The sequence below is a fragment of the Rhodoferax sp. ZS1R8 genome (assembly GCF_056521325.1).
In genome coordinates this window covers 1-1,140 of record NZ_JBWMBA010000148.1, presented here as the reverse complement: position 1 = coordinate 1,140, position 1,140 = coordinate 1, and the positions used below count along the sequence as shown (strand labels likewise).

The following is a 1,140-nucleotide window of genomic DNA, read 5'->3' as shown; positions in this document are numbered from 1 at the left end:
CCATGGTGCCGTTGTCCGCCGAGAGCACGGTATAGCCGTCGGCAGCAGAGCGCGCCACCTCGGTGGCTGCAATCGATGTGTTGCCCCCCGCCTTGTTGTCCACCACGATGGTTTGCCCGACCTGGGTAGACAACTGCTGCGAAATGGTTCGGGCCAGAAAGTCCGAACCACCCCCCGCTGGATAGGGTACAACCCAGCGAATGGACTTGGCAGGGCATGCCTGCGCCAGCGCCACGGGCGCAAAGCTTACCAGGGATAGCGCGGCCAACAGGCCAATTGCATAGCGGCGTTTCAACATCATGGCCTCCTCTTTTAGCAATGGATTGCATGCGCATTATTACTCTCCGGTTTGGCACTTTGCGCGCATTGACTGGGTGATTGGGTTGGTGTCTCGCCAACCTGCTTTGGCATCTCCCCGTCCGGCAGGCTAAGGCCTAGAATCGTTCACCCGGTGCCGATGCGCCTCACCTATGCCAGCCTGATCGATTCGCGTAGCCCATGGCAAGACAGTAAGCAAATGCCTATGACTGAATCAAAAAAGAAACAAACTGGCAAGAAGATCAGTGAAGGTGGCAATCCCGTAGAAGGCCTTGCACCGCTGCTGGATGCCCTTCGCCAGCTGATTGCCGATTCGCGCCAGCAGGTGCTGCGGGCGGTGGATGCGGTGCAGGTGCAGACCTACTGGCACATTGGGCGGCATATTGTGGAGTTTGAGCAAGGTGGTGCGCAGCGGGCGGCGTATGGGCAGCGTTTGTTGCCGCAGCTGGGGCAGGCTTTGTCGGCGGAATTTGGGCGAGGGTTTGATGCCACCAATTTGCGGCATATGCGTGGGTTCTATCAGGCGTTTCCAATTCGCGACGCACTGCGTCGCGAATTGAGCTGGACGCACTACCGCCTGCTGCTGCGGGCGGACAGCATCGAGGCCCGGCAGTGGTATATGCAAGAGGCTGCGGCCCAGAACTGGAGCACGCGCGCGCTGGAGCGCCAAATTGGCAGCCTGTATTTTGAGCAGCTGCTATTGAGTCAGGACAAGGCCGCCGTAACCGACGAAGCGCACGCAAATATGGCAGCGCTGAAGCAATCGCCCTGCGCTTTTGTACGCGACCCGGTGATGCTAGAGTTTCCGGGGCTGCCCGACAC

2 protein-coding genes are annotated in these 1,140 nt (G+C 59.6%); one reads left to right on the top strand and one right to left on the bottom strand.

Annotation, left to right across the window (positions count from 1 at the left end):
• A partial coding sequence (locus AC097P_RS24545) for a Bug family tripartite tricarboxylate transporter substrate binding protein (RefSeq protein ID WP_479613027.1) occupies positions 1-301 on the bottom strand: 301 nt, incomplete at its 3' end.
• A 222-nt stretch (positions 302-523) separates the two neighbouring features.
• On the opposite strand from AC097P_RS24545, the gene AC097P_RS24540 reads away from it, so the two are divergent.
• The coding region (locus AC097P_RS24540) for a DUF1016 N-terminal domain-containing protein (RefSeq protein WP_479613026.1) at positions 524-1,140 on the top strand (617 nt) is incomplete at its 3' end.